The organism is Paenibacillus sp. LjRoot56, assembly GCF_964253335.1.
GTDB lineage: Bacteria > Bacillota > Bacilli > Paenibacillales > NBRC-103111 > Paenibacillus_E > Paenibacillus_E allorhizoplanae.
In genome coordinates, this window is sequence record NZ_CAXURV020000001.1 from 535,179 (window position 1) to 550,691 (window position 15,513).

13 protein-coding genes are annotated in these 15,513 nt (G+C 48.4%); 8 read left to right on the forward strand and 5 right to left on the reverse strand.

Annotated features, from left to right (window positions below; genetic code table 11):
* Window positions 1-55 precede the first annotated feature (55 nt).
* The 3 genes from ACSQ8O_RS02405 (at window position 56) to ACSQ8O_RS02415 (ending at window position 4,712) form a co-directional block, all read left to right on the forward strand.
* A complete protein-coding gene (locus tag ACSQ8O_RS02405; protein WP_436240323.1) occupies window positions 56-2,992 on the forward strand; it encodes a discoidin domain-containing protein in 2,937 nt (978 codons plus the stop codon).
* 154 nt (window positions 2,993-3,146) lie between these two features.
* Window positions 3,147-4,061: an ornithine carbamoyltransferase gene (locus ACSQ8O_RS02410; protein WP_436240324.1), complete on the forward strand. Its 915-nt coding sequence runs from the start codon at window positions 3,147-3,149 to the stop codon at window positions 4,059-4,061.
* A gap of 21 nt (window positions 4,062-4,082) precedes the next feature.
* Window positions 4,083-4,712 (forward strand): LysE family translocator, encoded by a 630-nt coding sequence (locus ACSQ8O_RS02415; RefSeq protein ID WP_436240325.1) that lies wholly within the window; start codon window positions 4,083-4,085, stop codon window positions 4,710-4,712.
* Between the two features lie 56 nt (window positions 4,713-4,768).
* On the opposite strand, the gene ACSQ8O_RS02420 is transcribed toward ACSQ8O_RS02415, so the two are convergent.
* Window positions 4,769-5,647 (reverse strand): LysR family transcriptional regulator, encoded by an 879-nt coding sequence (locus ACSQ8O_RS02420; RefSeq protein ID WP_436240326.1) that lies wholly within the window; start codon window positions 5,645-5,647, stop codon window positions 4,769-4,771.
* 239 nt (window positions 5,648-5,886) lie between these two features.
* On the opposite strand from ACSQ8O_RS02420, the gene ACSQ8O_RS02425 reads away from it, so the two are divergent.
* The 3 genes from ACSQ8O_RS02425 to ACSQ8O_RS02435 all read left to right on the forward strand — a co-directional run bounded on the left by ACSQ8O_RS02425 (window position 5,887) and on the right by ACSQ8O_RS02435 (window position 8,587).
* Window positions 5,887-7,110, forward strand: coding sequence for an MFS transporter (locus ACSQ8O_RS02425; protein WP_436240327.1), 1,224 nt, complete (start codon window positions 5,887-5,889; stop codon window positions 7,108-7,110).
* Window positions 7,111-7,191: 81 nt separating this feature from the next.
* Window positions 7,192-7,848, forward strand: coding sequence for a glycosyltransferase (locus tag ACSQ8O_RS02430; protein ID WP_436240328.1), 657 nt, complete (start codon window positions 7,192-7,194; stop codon window positions 7,846-7,848).
* Between the two features lie 151 nt (window positions 7,849-7,999).
* The gene (locus tag ACSQ8O_RS02435) at window positions 8,000-8,587 is read left to right on the forward strand and encodes a TVP38/TMEM64 family protein (RefSeq protein ID WP_056622260.1); all 588 of its coding nucleotides are present in this window, start codon (window positions 8,000-8,002) and stop codon (window positions 8,585-8,587) included.
* 679 nt (window positions 8,588-9,266) lie between these two features.
* On the opposite strand, the gene ACSQ8O_RS02440 is transcribed toward ACSQ8O_RS02435, so the two are convergent.
* A complete protein-coding gene (locus tag ACSQ8O_RS02440) occupies window positions 9,267-9,965 on the reverse strand; it encodes a DUF421 domain-containing protein (protein WP_436240329.1) in 699 nt (232 codons plus the stop codon).
* A 134-nt stretch (window positions 9,966-10,099) separates the two neighbouring features.
* Complete coding sequence (locus ACSQ8O_RS02445) at window positions 10,100-10,954, reverse strand: SDR family oxidoreductase (RefSeq protein ID WP_436240330.1); 855 nt, start codon at window positions 10,952-10,954, stop codon at window positions 10,100-10,102.
* 166 nt (window positions 10,955-11,120) lie between these two features.
* Between ACSQ8O_RS02445 and rpiA the strand changes: the two genes are divergently transcribed.
* Window positions 11,121-11,783, forward strand: a complete 663-nt coding sequence (rpiA, locus tag ACSQ8O_RS02450; RefSeq protein WP_436240331.1) for a ribose-5-phosphate isomerase RpiA — start codon at window positions 11,121-11,123, stop codon at window positions 11,781-11,783.
* Between the two features lie 427 nt (window positions 11,784-12,210).
* Here rpiA and ACSQ8O_RS02455 read toward each other — a convergent pair whose 3' ends face one another.
* Window positions 12,211-12,711: a DinB family protein gene (locus ACSQ8O_RS02455; protein WP_436240332.1), complete on the reverse strand. Its 501-nt coding sequence runs from the start codon at window positions 12,709-12,711 to the stop codon at window positions 12,211-12,213.
* Between the two features lie 211 nt (window positions 12,712-12,922).
* Window positions 12,923-13,900 carry a helix-turn-helix transcriptional regulator gene (locus ACSQ8O_RS02460; RefSeq protein WP_436240333.1) on the reverse strand — a complete coding sequence of 326 codons (978 nt, stop codon included), beginning with the start codon at window positions 13,898-13,900 and terminating at the stop codon, window positions 12,923-12,925.
* Between the two features lie 141 nt (window positions 13,901-14,041).
* Between ACSQ8O_RS02460 and ACSQ8O_RS02465 the strand changes: the two genes are divergently transcribed.
* Entirely contained in the window at window positions 14,042-15,487 is a 1,446-nt protein-coding gene (locus tag ACSQ8O_RS02465) for an amidase family protein (RefSeq protein WP_436240334.1), read from the forward strand.
* Window positions 15,488-15,513: the final 26 nt, after the last annotated feature.

Here is a 15,513-nt window from a genome sequence, read left to right on the forward strand (position 1 = left end):
GTGGACCCCCTATTTTAACGACGAAAGGTTAATAATCCAAAGGAGGAATTGATGAATGTTACAAATGAAGCATGGGTTAGGTCTGTTCATTGCCAGTTTCATGATGATGCTTGTTCTGATAGCTTCACCTGCACATGTCTCTGCAGCTACGATTACAACCTATGGGATGCCTTCTATTTATTCAGCATCAACGACTTATTCTTTGAAAGCGGATTCAAACGTAATACCCGTTGTTGGTTATACCGGAAATTATGATTACGCTCACTTCTCCATGTCCGGAGGTCCCGTCACGATTGAGGTTACTGCCCTTGGACAATCCAGTATTACATCCTACAATATCAGTCCGAAGAAGCTTAATTTATCTGGTACAATAAGTGGGAATAAGTTGACCTTCACGTTAGCCAATGATGAATATGTGATCGTAAAAGTAAATAGCAGCAAGGAGCTAATCATTGCTGCAGATCCAGCGGAAACGAATAAACCGGCTTCTTCAGGCACGGGCATCTACAATGTGAAAAGCACGACCTACAATGCGGATTCAACAGGAACAACACTTGCAACAAGTGCAATTCAGAGTGCGATTAATGATGCGAATGCCTACACCGGCGGGCAGGGGATTGTTTATGTGCCAGCAGGCGTGTACAAGGTAGGCAATCTGCAATTGAAAAGTGACGTCGCCCTATACCTCGAAGGAGGAGCCGTATTACGATTCACAGGGAATCCCAGCGATTATACAGCTAATTGGCATAAAAATTCCCAAAATCGCGATGTCACATGGTGGATTTATACGCAGAATGGCTCGAGTAATATCAAGATTTACGGGCGTGGAACGCTTGATGGAAACGGTCAAACTGCGGCAGCGAACAATATCGGCAACAATATTGTCGTACCGATCAACGTTAGCAATTTTACCTTGGACGGATTAATTATTAGAGACTCAGCCTCATGGGCCATAACGCCGGTTCGTTCCAATGACTTAACATTCCAGAACTTCAAAGTATTTAATCGCTTCGATGCTGCCGGAGAGAATGACGGCATCGATGTGATGGAGTCGCAAAATGTGATGGTTCAACATGCGATTGGCATTGGTCTGGACGATCCATTCACGACGAAAACGTGGGATCAGGCCACGGATATTAGTATCAATTGGCCGGGAACGCCCCAAACCTTGAGCAACGTTACCTTCGATGATGTCATATCCTGGACGTATTGCTACGGATTAAAAGTAGGTCAAGGCGTCAGGCAGATGCAGGATGGCATCACCTTTAAGAACAGTGTTGTCTATGATGCTGCTGTAGGCATAGGAATACATCATAAGTATGGAACAGCGGAAGCGAAGAATATCACCTTCGATAATATTGATATTGAACGGTTGAGCTACTCTAACGATAGCGATAATAAACGCACCTGGCTTGCTTTCATTATTCAAAATGGAGCGGGAGAAGGCGGAGGCACCGTTTCCACGGTTTCCGTGAAGAATATCACCGTCCGAGATCAGGGAGCTAATCTGGGAATGTTAAAAGGATTAGACAGCTCTCATATGATTAACGGGGTTACTTTAGAGAATATTTATATGCCTGGCAGTGCTTCGCCTGCTTCTAACTTAGCTGGAATGAATATTTTGAATACTGGTTTTTATAGCGGATTAACGATTCTGCCTACGCAAACCCCAGAGCCCGTTCAAAGGACGAATCTTGCTCTGAGTAAACCGGTAACTGTATCGTCCGATTCGGGCAGCACAGCAGGCTGGGCAGTTGATGGCAATATTAGTACACGCTGGGGATCCTTACGTACCGACAATGAGTGGATTTATGTGGATCTTGGTTCCAACAGAACCATCGATGGGGTTAAGCTGCTCTGGGAAGTGGCGTATGGGAAAAGTTATCAAATACAAGTTTCCGCCAATGCTGTTAATTGGACCAATGTGTATAGCACCACTAGTGGGAATGGCGGAACGGATGATATAAGCTTCGCACCCACGAGTGCCAGATATGTGCGTATGAATGCAACCGAGAGAGGCACAACCTACGGGTATTCACTTTGGGAGTTTGAAGTATACGGCGCAGACAATAATCTTGCTTCCGGCGCATCAGTCACGTACAGCAGTACTTATGAGAGCAGCAACGGAAATTGGTCTTATGTCAAACTGAATGACGGGCAGCGAAATTCCGTTAGCGGATCGTATGGCTGGACCAGCAATAACAGTGTGACAACCAATCATACGGAAAGTGTGACCGCTGACTTAGGTTCGAACCAGATGGTAAATAACATCAAGCTATATCCACGGAACGATTCAGGGAATGTTGGACAGGGTTTCCCGATTGATTTTACTATTCAGACCTCTACTGATGGTGTGAATTGGACGACACGAGTCACGCGAACCGGTTACGCATTGCCAGGCAACACGGTGCAAAGCTTCGAGTTCCCAACTGCCTCCGTCAGATATGTGAAGGTGGAAGGTACGAATCTGCGTCAAAACGCGAATGATGCGAACCAGTATCGGATGGCTTTCGCGGAAATGGAGATTTATGGCGTCAATCACGCTGCTGGGGCATCGGCCACATTCAGCAGCTCTTACGAGAGCAGCAACTGGTCGTATACTAGACTGAATGACGGTCAACGTAATTCAGTAAGTGGATCCTACGGCTGGACGACGAATAACAGCTTAACGACCAATCATTCGGAATACGTTTCCTTTGATTTAGGTTCGAACCAGACGGTTGATACCGTTAATCTGTATCCGCGAAATGATTCCGGGCAGGTTGGGAAGAATTTCCCGATTGATTTCACCATCCAGACCTCGACAGACGGGGTGAACTGGACGACACGAGTAACGCGAACCGGTTATGCATTGCCAAGCAACGCAGTGCAAAGCTTCAGCTTCACATCTACTTCCGCTAGATATGTGAAAGTAGAGGGGACGAATCTACGTCAAAATGCGAGTGACTCGAACCAATATCGGATGGCGTTTGCGGAAATGGAAGTTTACTAGTAAGTAAAAGCAGGACGCACGATTACACGTGTGTCCTGCCTTTTTGCTGTATAAATGAGGGAGGCCCCTTCTAACTATTGACACCTAACTCCACTCCGTCTAAAATGTATAAAAATACGTAATTATGAATAATTATACGAAAGAGGTGACGAAGTTGCAACACATACTGTCCTTACAAGAACTCGACAAAGAGAGCTTGTTCTCCATCATTCTCAAAGGCATAGAGATCAAAGACAATCCCAAAGCTTACTACAACCACTGCGAACGCAAAGGGTTACTCATGCTTTTCCAGAAATCATCGACCCGAACGGCGCTTTCCTTTCATTCAGGTATTCATCAAATGGGTGGCTATGCGGTAAATATGGATTGGGATGCCAGCAATTTCAGTATCTCTCCAATACAATACGAAGCCCGATATGCATCAAGGAACTGTGATGTAATCATGGCTAGACTCAAAAAGCATGCGGATGTACTAGAATTAGCCGCCTATTCTCAGGTGCCTGTGATTAATGGATGCTGCGACATGTACCATCCGTGCCAAGCGCTTGCGGATTTAATGACCATTTATGAAGTCAAAGGAACTTTTGAAGGTGTAACTTTAGCCTATGTTGGCATTCATAATAATGTTGTAAATTCTTTAGTTGCAGGTTGTATGACATTGGGAGTTAAACTACTGCTAGTCACTCCGATTGTTAATGAAGCTTCGTGGGATGAAGAATTGATGAAGCAAGCTTATCAAAGTGGATACGTTGAGGAAGTCGAAGTGCTGTCTGCTGCGATGAAAAGGACTGACTTTATCTACACAGATACATGGGTCGATATGGAGTTTTTCTCGGATGCACATTACCAAGAAGAGAAAGATAGACGAATTGACATTATGATGCCTTTCCAGATCAACAAGCGCAGCCTTGGAAAGTATTCACCTTATATCATGCATGATATGCCCATTCATCCAGGTTTTGAAATCGCAGAAGATGTGATTGAATCGGAGCAATCGATCATTTATCAGCAAGCGGAGAATCGGATGCATGTACAAAAAAGCTTGCTCCTGCACCTATTAAACCTATAGCTGAAGGGAGAACATCTCGACATGGCATTCACGACGCTTCTGACTTTTGCCTTAGTCTCACTCGGCATGGTGTGCACGCCTGGACCTAACATGATCTACTTGATTTCACGCTCAGTCACGCAGGGGCGGATGGCGGGGATCATCTCACTGCTCGGCATTGTACTTGCCTTCCTGGTCTACATCATAACTACGATGTTAGGATTGTCGGCGCTGTTTGTGGCGGCACCGTATGTGTTCGACGCTGTTAAGCTGGCCGGAGCAGCTTACTTACTATGGCTGGCTTGGCAAGCTGTTAAGCCGGGCGCTAGATCGGTGCTGACCGCTCGGGAGCTACCCGTTGACCCGCCTAAGAAGCTATTCCTCATGGGCTTCATGACCAACCTGCTCAATCCGAAAGCTGCGGTCTTGTATGTGTCGCTGCTGCCTCAGTTCGAGGACCCTGCAAGGGGCTCCTTACTCATGCAAAGCGCAACGCTAGGACTCACGCAAATCACAGTGAGCTTCACAGTAAACCTTGTCATCGTGCTAACGGCAAGCCGCATCGCCGGATGGTTCGGCACGCGTCCGCTATGGCTGCAGATCCAGCGGTGGCTGATGGGCAGTGTGTTGACGGGGTTGGCTGTGCGTCTTGCTTTCGAGCGGAAACCCTAATAACGATAGAGACCCACAGGTGCTTGCCGTGGGTCTCTTCATCGTCTTCCTTAACCTCACTTGAAAAAGGCAATTACAAACTCACGGAAATGAATGGCCGCCTGTGACAGGTAGTGCTTGCGATTCCAGGCAATCCCGAAGGTGCGGTGACAGTAGGGCTCTGTTATTTTTAACTGAACAGTATCAGGATTAGAAGCTCTCCTCCCTAGGGATAGCGGTAGGGTGAAAGTTATGCCGAGCCCCATTTCGACTAAAGTTTGAATAGCGCTGACCTCCTCAAGCTCGAATGCGATGTGAGGTTCAAACCCCGCTTGACGGCAGAAGTCATCCGTAATTTCCCGGAAATTCGTTTGGGAGGATAGGGAGATGAAGGGTTCATTAGCAGCTTCTATTAACCGAATACTGTCTCTAGTGGCAAAACGGTGCCCCTTCGGGACGGTCAAATACAGTTCTTCTTCGACGAGTGTAAGCCATTCAATATCCGGTCCGATTACCGGTGTAGACGAGATACAGAAATCGATTTCGGCATTCTCGAGATCTTTTTTCATTTCCAAGGCAGAAGCCAACTGGCGCTGGATGACTCTGACGTGGGGATGAAGGGTCAGGAATTCCTTGAGCAGAGTCGGTAGCACGTAAGGAAGCGATACAAAAAGGGAGACGACGCCATGGTCGAGTCCAGCCATATCTTTGATCTCCCGTTCGCCTTCTTTCAATTCTAGGAAAGCTTGCTCAACGCGGCGAAGATAGGTCTTCCCGAAGGCATTCAATTTCACATGCCGGCCTTGACGCTCGAATAAAGGGAGACCTAACTTCTTCTCTAGCCGCTGAATGGAGTTGCTAAGTGAAGGTTGTGAGACATTGAGTTCTTTGGCAGCTTGAGTCATATGCTCAAGGCGTGCGACGGTCTGAAAATAATGAAGCTGTAGGAATTCCATGGTGAATCCTCGCTTTACTCACCACATCAGAAAACAGTTTTCGCGTCCCGAAAACTGTTTTCTGATTGGCGATAAAATTTACATCTAAACGCGGTCACTCATCTTCGAATGGCCTCGATAGAGGTTTTCTCATAACTTTGATGTGATCATTCTATCATATAATATGTATTATACTTTATTGATTTTCCCTCTTATACTAGTTCAACAGACAGAAAACCTTGGTGGAGAATGGAGCGCATATGTTGACTAGAGAGAGAATTTGGACGAAAAATTTTGTTGTCGTATGTATGAGCAGCTTTTTCATGTTTCTCACTTTTTATATTCTTGCTACGGCATTTCCCTTATATGTAAAGGATAGTTTGCACGGCGATCAGCAGCAAATGGGATTGTCGATAACGATTTATGTCATCGGAGGTGTATTGATTAGGCCTTTTTCAGGACAATGGGTCGATCGATATGGTAAAAAGAAAATGGCCATCATCGGTATGGTTATTTTCTTATTGGCTTGCATCAGCTATTTCGGTGCAAAGGGGATGTTCGTGTTTCTGGTGATTCGCCTCATTCACGGCATGAGCTATGCGATTGCTTCGACGGCGACGAGTACGATTGCATCGTCACTCGTGCCCAATTCACGTCAAGGTACGGGAATGGGTTATTTCAGCATGTTCATGAGTGTCGGCATGGTTATCGGCCCTGCGCTGGGTTTATTTTTATGGAAAGATAAGGACATCCACGTATTGCTGTTGGCGATTTGTGTGATTGCTGCGCTCTCGCTCCTCTTCACGCTAGGTATGCGAGTGCCGAAGCCAAGCCAAGAAGCGTTGCAGTCAGTGAAGCCTGTAGAAAGGGAGAAACGCCGTCTGCAGTGGAGTGATTTTATCGAGCCCAAGGCGCTGCCTATTTCGGTGGTGGGGTTTATTTTAGCTTTTGCCTATAGCTCGTTATCTGGCTTTATGTCTTCGTTCACGGTAGAAATTCATCAATCTCAAGTTGCTGGTACATTCTTTGTCGTATTTGCATTAATGATCGTGGTGTTCCGGCCGCTGATTGGGAAAATATTCGACTCATACAATGAGCATTATCTGTATTACCCCGGTATTATCCTGTTTGCAATGGGTATGCTGCTGTTAAGTCAAGCACACTCGGCAACGATGGTTTTGGTGGCCGGCGTCATTATGGGCGTAGGCTATGGCGCGCTCTTACCTTGTTTTCAGGCACTAGCGATGAAACTGGCCCCTGAACACCGTAGAGGGAGTGCAACGGGGACATTTTTCTTGCTATTTGACCTCGGGTACGGCTTAGGGTCTTACGTCATGGGAATGATCGCTTCCGTATCGGATTATCGGATGATGTATGTCGTTGCAGGGCTCGTTCCGTTGTTATCCGCGGCTTTGTACTATGTGCTGCACCATCGCCCTCGAGCGAAAATACAACTCCATAATCAGAATGCCAAGTTAGTATAAATAGGAGAATAGGCATAAAAACGTAAGCTTTTCCTCAAAATAAACCTTGTTCGAGAATTGTTTGCAGAGGAGAAGGTTTTTATGAAACGAAGGTTCTTATTAGTAACGCTGCTTGTAACGATGGTTCTCTCTTTCACTTTCATGCCGCTGGGCGCACAAGCCACCGCTGGGAAAGAGCCTGGTTCTGCGATGTGTATAAACGATGCGAAAGTGAAGCTTAAGCAGGACATGAGGAGACTTTGGGTCGATCATGTAGGTTGGACAAGAAGCTATATCGTCAGCGCGATTGCTGGGGTAGCGGATCAGAAGGATGTATTGGCTAGGCTCCTAAAGAACCAGCAGGACATAGGTGATGCGATCAAGCCGTACTACGGAGATGCGGCGGGTAATAAGCTGGCAGAGCTATTGAGGGAGCATATCCAATTAGCAGGAGGCGTAATAGACGCGGCCAAAAGCGGCAATCAAGCTGATCTAGCTAAATTTAACAAAGAGTTGTACCGCAATGCGGATGATATCGCCAAATTTCTAAACGCCGCTAACCCGAACTGGTCACAGAAAGAGCAGCAGGACATGCTGTATGCACACTTGCAATTCATTACCGATCAGGTTACCGCTAGGTTGAAAAAAGATTGGAATGCCGATATTCTCGCCTATGATAAGGGTGCGGATCATATGATGATGTATGCCGATATGTTGTCGGATGGGATCATCAAGCAGTTCCCTGATAAGTTCAAATGAGTTAATACCCGCCCACAAGCTGATACTGGATGCATCCGGTGTCGGCTTGTTTTGTGCTTCAACCGTGCGTGGATTGGGGCTGTCGTGCTATAATCGTGCCATATGAACGAGAGGAGAGGAAACGTCGAAACTTGTCGACTTTTCACGCCATATGGATATCAAAGAGCTCTTATCTTATTTAACCGAAGAGAATCTGATGCTGCTTTTGGACAAGTACCGTTCATTCGGTCCATTGCCTGGGCTCCTGCTTCCTTTTATGAAATCTTTCATTCCACCGCTCCCAACATTGGTGATCATTAGCGTAAACGCGGCTGTGTATGGGCTGTGGCTCGGTTTTCTGTACTCTTGGATCGGCATTGTCTGCGGTTGCTTGGTGACGTTTGCGATTGTGAAAAAGGTGGCCGGCCACCCCTATCTCGTGCGCTGGTCGCAGAAACCGAACGTCCAAAAAAGCCTCAACTGGGCGCGGCGCCAAGCGTTCAATTATGTCTTTATCCTTAGTCTATTTCCTCTGGGACCTTTCGTAGTTATTAATATGGCGGCGGGGCTGGTGCGAATGCGTTTCCGCTCCTTCTTAGTGGCGGTTGCTGCGGGGAAAGCGGTGATGGTCATGTCGGTCAGTTTTATTGGCTACGATCTGAAGCGGTTCATGGATCATCCCTATCAGCTTATTTATGTGGCCTTATTCATTGCGATTTCTTTGTTTATTAGCAAAAAGGTAGAAAAGCGGTTTATGTAATTGGATACCGCAGGATACCCGCCTTGCAGCAGGGTTTGTTTCCCGTTTTACAGGGAACGAAGCCTGAGCATAGGCGGGGTCTTATGCATTGTAAAAACTTACTCGTTGGAGTCGCTCCACACACTGAGTTTCAAATTTGAAATAACTGGATTTTATGAAGTTAATTTTGCTGTGAATGCTACTGTGAAGTGAATAACTGGAAAAAGTACAGCTAAATGTGCACATTTACTCCGAATGAGGAGAATAGGGAGGAATTAGATGGAGTTTTTCCATCTAGATAAGGAAAATGGCCGTAAACGAGAAAATTAGCTGTAGGAAATCCATCTAAAGTTCTATTGGCCCGCGAGGGGGACCTATAGGAGGAGGAAGCTGACGAGAGACCAAGGACACCAAAAAGAAGGGCGATGCTACTAAAAAGCACATATGCAACAAAAATTCGAATTTCCAATCGTTCAGCATGTTCACCAATCCACCTCAAACCCGTACCTCAGCCACACCACAATCTCGCCCGAATTGAACCTCACTCAAATCAAAATATTGCCCCAACCCGAACCCGAACCCGAACCCGAACCCGAACCCCCGCGCGCTACATTGGATGTATCCTGTGTACTGTTCTGACAAGTAGCCAAGTAAGAGTTTGATTGGACCAAAATCAAGCCACAAAAAGACGAACCAACGCTCAATGCAGCGTCAATTCGTCTTTTTCTTGCGTTTCCCGTTCTGTGTATACACGGACTTGATCTTGATCATCAAGGGTTGCGAGTACGACGTGCTCCATGTCAACCTGTAAAGTCTGCATCTGCGCTTTCAGCCAAGCCAGGTCTTTCCCCTGCTGCGCGAGCAGCTTTTTATCATAGGTGCCCTGAATAATAAGTGGCTTCACGAGGGAAAAAGGGTTGCTGGGGATTGCCATATCTTTAGCGGTCACCGTATGATGCTGTGGCTCGAGGAATACGGAAACCATCCCACCGGGCTCCCACAAAGCGAGCGCTACTTTCTGGATATCCTCCACTTGTTGCTTGCGAAGCTCAGAGAAAAGGTGGTCGACTGAGATTTTGGCTTTGCGCAGGCCCCCCATGCGAAGCTTTCCGTGTTCAATAAGCGTTAGGGGTGAGGGTTCAAAGAGATGTTTGAGGAAGTTCCATTTTAGACTCAGCCACGAGGTTATGAGATATAGTACCACGAGCGCAAGGGTCGTGATCATGGAGCCCTTTAGGGCTAGGTGCTCGTCAGAGAGCGGATGTGCCATGATGTTGCCTAGAATGAGGGCAATGACGAAATCGAGAAAACGCAGTTGAGAAATCGAGCGTTGGCCTAATGCTTTGGCGGTGATGAGGAGAAAAAAGTAGCCTACGATGGCGCGTAAAATCCACTGCATGGTGGTTAGTGATTCTTGACTGCGAAAGAAGTCCAGGGGTCGTCACACTCCAAACATAAGGTAAATGCTCCCTATAACGTACCCTTATAGGGGGTCAGCTATCCGCAGTTTGGAGGGGGAGCAAGCCCGATGATCTAGTGTTCGCCGCTGGTGAGTCCGACCTGCTCCTCGCTCCAAACCCAGAGCTGACGAGCTAGCGCGTCGTCCTTCGCTTGGGCGGAAACAGGCGCAATGGCCCGCCTGTAGAAGTACTCACCGCTGATCGTCTGCACGTCAGGGCTCGTCGCCAAAAACACCGCCGTATCCGCGCCCTGCTCCGCCGTCAAGAAAAACGGCCGCATCATCGCATGTACGGCTTTCCCAAACCCGGTGTCGCGATCGACACCGATGTTCGTGGCCACGGCTCCCGGATGGAGCGAGTTGGCCGTGGCTGAAGTGCCTGCGAGCCGCTTCGCAAGCTCGCGGGTGAACAAGATATTCGCCAGCTTCGACTGGGCGTATCCGTTCCAGACCCGGAACCCTCGCTGCAGGTGAGGGTTGGCCCAATCGATGCGCCCGATTTTGTGGGCGCCGGAGGAGACATTGACGATCCGCCCCTGCGGAGCTCGGATGATAGCATCCAGCAGAAGCTGGGTCAGCAGAAAGTGGCCGAGATGGTTGACACCCATCATGGACTCGAAGCCATCTGCTGTGGTCTTTCGCTTCACGGTGACGACGCCAGCGTTGTTCACGAGCACATCCAACACGTCGTGCTTGGCTAGAAACGCCGCCGCAAAGGCGCGAATGCTCACAAGCGACGCGAGGTCGCAGAGCATCAGCTCGATGAGCTCGGAGCCGCTCTGGCGACGCGCTTCTGCGAGCGCCTGCCCGCCTCTTAGTTTGCTGCGGCAGAGCATAATGACGTTGGCGCCTAGCTTAGCCACTGCCACCGTTGTGGCAAGGCCCATGCCGGAGTTAGCTCCGGTGATGAGTACCGTTTTATTGTGCATCGCGGATCTCCTCCTTTTTACCACATAAGAAAGTTTCTCATTCCAGTATAGCCCATGAGAAGAATCTCCGCATACGATACTGCTCGAACGATACTCCGTTGGGTTTCCTTTATGTGTTAAACTAGTTGGATAGAATTCAATCAGTGGAAGTGAGGAGCGTGCACACGTGGAAGCGAAAAAAGCAGCAGCAGAGCAAGCGGTTGCAGAGATACGCGAAGGGATGATCGTCGGTTTGGGGACGGGATCAACGGCCTATTGGGCGATCCAAGGGCTTGGTGCTCGGGTACAAAACGGCCTGCACATTCAGGCTGTTGCCACCTCAGTAGCCTCCGAGAACTTGGCTAAGGAGTTAGGCATTCCGCTTATTCCTTTTGCAGATATCTCAGAAATCGATGTCACGATAGATGGGGCCGACGAAGTCGACTCGGCTTGGCACTTAATCAAAGGCGGGGGAGGTGCGCTGCTGCGGGAAAAAATTGTCGCATTTTCAAGTAGGAAGCTGATTATCGTGGTGGATGAAAGTAAAGTTGTTGCGCAGCTTGGAGCATTTCCACTACCTGTTGAGGTTGTAAAGTTTGGCTATGAACTAACGATTCGGAAGCTCCGAGCGCTTGGCTGCAAGCCTAAAGTTAGAGCTGCTGATCGTCAGCCATTCGTGACGGACAACGGGAACTATATTATCGATTGTGATTTCGGCAGCATACCGAATCCAGCTGAGCTCCATCAGGCAATCAACGGGATTCCGGGAGTTGTGGAGAATGGGCTTTTTATCGGGATGGCTAGTCAGGTGATCGTGGGGTATAAGGATGGTTCGGTGGGGAGGGTTTAGCCCATAAAGCAAACTACTCTTTCCTACATACCCAAAATCAGAAAAGTCGCCCACAAGCCCATAAGGACTTGTTGGACGACTTTTTGTGTTGCCGATCGATCGACTGTGTTAACTGGAAAACCTCCAGCTAATTCCAACGAATTTCAACCTATTCGCAGATTACCTGTAAAAACTCCCGCTATTCCAGCCATTAGGCACAATTCTGGATTAAATACCTTAGATTAGCTGTAGGAAATCCAGTTATTCATCTAAAAGGCTCATTCTGCTGAAATTAGCTACAGAAAATCCATCTATATGCAATTTGCAACTCCGCCGATAGGGCAGAGGGGGGTGTACATGAGCGAAAGGAAGTGGGATGTTGGTGTTCCGCCAGCGAAACTGCTTGCTTTCACTTCCCACTTCCAAGGGAGCTAACCAATAACATCCCCTACACCAACGGCTGCATACCCATTTCAACCCAACTTTCTCGCGTCGGACCGTAAATATCGGGAACGCGCAATCCAGCCTGGCGCATCAAGACAATCATTTCACCGCGGTGGTGAATTTCATGGGAGATGAGAACACGCAGTGTAAGCCCGTTAGGCCATTGATCGCCGTACATATCGCTTGTCTCGAACAACTTCGCGTCGGTCCATTGCGTCTGAATCGCTTCAATGGCTGCGGCAGCGGAGGCGCGGTAGGTGTCAGCGATGGTTTGGGCAGAAGCGGGAGCAAGCTCCTCGCCTTCAGGGGCGGCGAAAGTCAGTCCCGTACGGGATAACATCTCGTGGATCGTTGTGGCGATGTGCCAAGCAATTTGTCCAAGCGAGCGTAGTTCAGGTGTGATTTTCTGGGCAAGGGAAGCATCCGTCAGGACGTCCATGACGCGCTGGGTGCCTTGCGCTTCGCGGGCATACTCGGTTGCAAAATCTTCAATCATTTTGATCATGGGGGTTGTCCTCCTCAAAGTTTTTCGCCAGAAAAACTGGCATCTTTAGCATGGGCTTTGGTTTTGTCGCCAGAAAGACTGGCATCACTAGCATGGTATTCCTGTATGGATACGTCGTCAGCAGGGGCAGAGTTTCATAAAGATGCTTGCTCTTGGTTGATACGCACTCTTCATATTCCTAGTATAGACAAACAATGCTGACAACAGAGTGTCAGTGATTCGAATAGAGGGCGACTATTTTTTCGGCCTTTTCTTTGATGATGGCTGCGATATGCGCGGGCTCTAGAATGCGCAGGTTTGGACCATAGCTGAGCAGCATGCCATGCAGCCAAGGTTCATCGGGCTGCGTCGCTCTAATCATCAGTGTTCCGTCGGGCTGTATAGTCACATCCTCAGGTCGGAAATAGTCTTCGATCTGCGCCCTAATATTCGGCTGCGCGTGCAGCACGAGCGTAATGAGGGTGGAGGGGTCTCTTTGGCCTCGACGATAATCAAGCTTCTCCAACGTTTCTTGTTTGCGTTCGAATGTGTGGGAAAGCACGTCGATGCCATTCATGCGGGATAAGCGAAAAATCCGAAAATCCTCACGCAGCAAGCAGTAGCCGTACAGATACCAGCCGAAGCCTTTGACCACAATGCCCATAGGTTCTACAGTTCGCACGGACGGTTCGCTTTGCGATGATATATAGGAAAAGGTGACGAGTCTTGTCTCCTTAATCGCGGTGCGGAGAGCCGCAAGCTGCTCTGTGTTTTGATGCCCACTGCTCCATGGATTCATATCAAGAATAAGCTGGTTGCCCAGCCTGGCTGCATCGGGTTGCTCGGATTTGGCGACGAGTGCGCCGACCTTATCCAGCAAATTGCTGATTTCTTGGTCGGGGACGGAAGCGCGAATTCCTTTGAGGCCGGTGATGATCGATTGCAGCTCTTCCAAGGACAGAAACTGACGATCCAGCCGGTATTGGTCCATGATTTCATAACCACCGCTGAGTCCCGCATAGGAAACAACCGGAATGCCAGCTTGGTTAATGGCCTCCACATCCCGATAAATGGTGCGCATAGATACCTCGAACCGCTCGGAAAGCTCTTTGGCACTAATACGGCGACGATTGAGCAGCAGCATGGTGATGGCGAGTAAACGATCTATTTTCAAAAGGAACACCTCATAAATTCTGGTCGTATTCTTCATTCTTTATTCGATTATACAGATGAAAATCCTTTGTTGCCCACTTAGCAGAAAGCTGCAAGGAAATCCCTGTTTGCAAAGAAGGTATACCCGAAAACCTAGGGAATAAGTGTAGCATGAATAGTTGAGAGGTGGCGGTTGTTGATGGCGCATATTTCGGACGAATGGATGACAAATGCAGATATTGTCACACTTCAACTTGCGATGGAACGGCGGGAAATCAACTCTGTAGATTTGGTTGTTTACTATACGGAGCGAATTAAAACCTATAATGACAAAATTAATGCAGTGCTGGAGCTGAATCCAGATGCAGTAGAGATCGCGGAATCGTTAGATCGAGAACGTGCAGTAAGTGGGAGTCGGGGTCCTCTGCATGGCATTCCGATTTTGCTCAAAGACAATATTCAGACTGCTGACCGGATGCACACGAGTGCTGGGTCGATTTGTTTGGCGGAGCATGTGGCGACAGAAGACGCGTATATCGTTGCCAAGCTGCGTGACGCTGGTGCGGTGCTGCTTGGCAAGGTGAATATGACAGAGTGGGCCAATTTCATGGCGGTGGCGATGCCATCTGGTTATAGCTCAAGAGGCGGACAGGTGGTAAATCCGTATGGACCTGGTATTTATGAAGTTGGAGGCTCCAGTTCGGGATCCGGTGCGGCGGTTGCAGCTCATTTTGAAGTGGGAGCCATTGGTACGGAAACGTCCGGATCTATCGTCAATCCAGCGGGGCATAACAGTCTTGTCGGCTTGAAGCCAACGGTTGGTCTGCTAAGTCGCTCGGGCATAATTCCGCTTGCCAGCAGTCAGGATACACCGGGCCCAATGACGAGAACTGTGAGTGATGCGGCTGTGCTGCTCGGCGTAATGACAGGTGTAGATGCAGCAGATGCATATAGTATAGCTAGCGACGGTCAGGGCCATCTGGATTATACCCCTTTTCTCAATCGTCGAGGGCTCCATCAAGCCAGAATAGGGATTCCACGTTGGTATTATCAGCAGTTGGATGAGGAAGAACGGCAGCTTGCGGAGCAGGCTATTCAAGTTTTGTGCGACGAAGGTGCGATTGTCATTGATGATGTGGTGCTTCCTTGCCAAGATGCTGTTTGGAACTACGATGTGCTTCTCTACGAATTCAAAAGGGATCTAAACGCCTACCTGGCCAAGCTAGATCCGTCCAAGACACCTGTGCATTCCTTACATGAGATTATTGCATTCAATGAACAGCATGCGGAAAAGGCGCTGGTCTATGGGCAGGACACGCTGATATGGTCAGAGGATGCGAACGGGACGCTTACGGAAGAGACTTATTTGACGAGTCTACATAGATATCAAGAGCTCACACGAGCACAAGGGATCGATCATGCCCTTCACACGTATCAACTCGATGCGTTGTTTTTTCCCAAAGATGAAGGCGAGGATATTGCCGCCAGGGCAGGCTATCCACTGCTGATTGTACCCGCTGGGTACACAAGCAAAGGGCCAATGGGTGTCATGTTTGCAGCCGGAGCATTCAGTGAGCCGACGTTGATTAAGCTTGCGTATGCGTTCGAGCAGGCGACGCTTTATCGCAGACCGCCTCTTTTGTAGTTATTTTCCGCATACCACAATGGAAA

Bases quoted from the DNA above. Each gene is read 5' to 3' on its own strand.
- ACSQ8O_RS02455 (WP_436240332.1), bottom strand. From the start codon at position 12,711: ATGATCAAAATGATTGAAGATTTTGCAACCGAGTATGCCCGCGAAGCG.
- ACSQ8O_RS02430 (WP_436240328.1), top strand. From the start codon at position 7,192: ATGAAACGAAGGTTCTTATTAGTAACGCTGCTTGTAACGATGGTTCTC.
- ACSQ8O_RS02460 (WP_436240333.1), bottom strand. From the start codon at position 13,900: ATGAAGAATACGACCAGAATTTATGAGGTGTTCCTTTTGAAAATAGAT.
- ACSQ8O_RS02465 (WP_436240334.1), top strand. From the start codon at position 14,042: ATGGCGCATATTTCGGACGAATGGATGACAAATGCAGATATTGTCACA.
- ACSQ8O_RS02420 (WP_436240326.1), bottom strand. From the start codon at position 5,647: ATGGAATTCCTACAGCTTCATTATTTTCAGACCGTCGCACGCCTTGAG.
- ACSQ8O_RS02445 (WP_436240330.1), bottom strand. From the start codon at position 10,954: ATGCACAATAAAACGGTACTCATCACCGGAGCTAACTCCGGCATGGGC.
- ACSQ8O_RS02440 (WP_436240329.1), bottom strand. From the start codon at position 9,965: ATGCAGTGGATTTTACGCGCCATCGTAGGCTACTTTTTTCTCCTCATC.
- ACSQ8O_RS02435 (WP_056622260.1), top strand. From the start codon at position 8,000: ATGGATATCAAAGAGCTCTTATCTTATTTAACCGAAGAGAATCTGATG.
- ACSQ8O_RS02425 (WP_436240327.1), top strand. From the start codon at position 5,887: ATGTTGACTAGAGAGAGAATTTGGACGAAAAATTTTGTTGTCGTATGT.
- ACSQ8O_RS02405 (WP_436240323.1), top strand. From the start codon at position 56: ATGTTACAAATGAAGCATGGGTTAGGTCTGTTCATTGCCAGTTTCATG.
- ACSQ8O_RS02415 (WP_436240325.1), top strand. From the start codon at position 4,083: ATGGCATTCACGACGCTTCTGACTTTTGCCTTAGTCTCACTCGGCATG.